Origin of the sequence: Rhizobium sp. AQ_MP (assembly GCF_014237835.1) — a bacterium.
Taxonomy (GTDB): domain Bacteria; phylum Pseudomonadota; class Alphaproteobacteria; order Rhizobiales; family Rhizobiaceae; genus Allorhizobium.
In genome coordinates this window covers 1-1,044 of the sequence record NZ_JACJVI010000051.1, presented here as the reverse complement: position 1 = coordinate 1,044, position 1,044 = coordinate 1, and the positions used below count along the sequence as shown (strand labels likewise).

Sequence of the window (1,044 nt, the reverse complement as noted above, 5' to 3'; positions counted from 1 at the left end):
TGGTGGACAGTTTTGACTTCAAAGCACTGGAAGCGGTGGATTACGAGCCGATTGGCCCTGCAGTCTGCTTCGCAGCGTCCCGACCAGTGCGTCGGCTATCGCCCTGACGGCAGGCAACTGGCCGCGTCGATGTGGAATCAGCAATGTCGTGGTTGCGCCCCCGGCGATCCAGTCCGGCAAAATGCGGACAAACGTGCCACGAACCAGATGCGGCTCGCATATGCAGCGCGGCAGCGCGGCGATACCCAGCCCTGCTAGCGCCATGCTCACAAGGGTTTCCGGATCATCGGAAAAAGCTCGCATTCTCGCCGTAACGTTCAGGCTGACGCCTTTCACATCCTGAAGGCACCACGATGGCGGCTTGGTGATTGAACCATTCAGCAAGCCCTCATGGGCTTGCAGGGACTCAGGATTGGCCGGGGTGCCCGCACGTTCGACATAGCTCGGCGCGGCGACGAGAAGGTCGGGCTCAAAGCCGATGCGCTGCTGCAACAGCTCTGAAGAAGGAAGCGGGTCATGATGATCTCGCAGGGCAATATCGAAGGATTCCTGCACAATATCGACCATGCGATCCGTCGCGTGCAGCATGATCTGCACGTCACGGTATTTGTCGGCGACCGCAGGCAGGATCGGCGCGAGGTGATGCCGCGCCGTGATGACCGAAGCTGTTACGCGCACATTTCCCCGAGGCGCGGCAAGGCGGTTCTTGATGCGTGCTTCCGCCGCCTCGGCCTCGATAAGCATCGCGGAAACATGGCGAAAAAATTCGTCTCCAGCTTCGGACATTGAGAGCGTGCGCGAATTACGGTGCAGAAGGCGCACACCGAGCTGTTCTTCGAGCATCCCGACTCGCTTGCTCAACGTGGATTTTGCAATGCCGGTCGCGCGGGAAGCAGCGGTGAATCCACCGTGCTCGACAACCTGGGCGAAAAGATAGGCGTCATCCAGACTAAACATGTTGACCGTTCACAAATGCGGACGAAGCATCCCCGTCTTGCCACTTTTCCTATCATCGTACACGGAAATATACGAGAGGCCAGATGA

At 58.8% G+C, this 1,044-nt stretch carries 1 protein-coding gene; it reads right to left on the bottom strand.

Annotated elements, in window-relative coordinates; translation table 11 throughout:
* Positions 1–18: 18 nt before the first annotated feature.
* Positions 19–957 (bottom strand): LysR substrate-binding domain-containing protein, encoded by a 939-nt coding sequence (locus tag H6M51_RS24155; RefSeq protein WP_185812306.1) that lies wholly within the window; start codon positions 955–957, stop codon positions 19–21.
* Between the last annotated feature and the right edge of the window lie 87 nt (positions 958–1,044).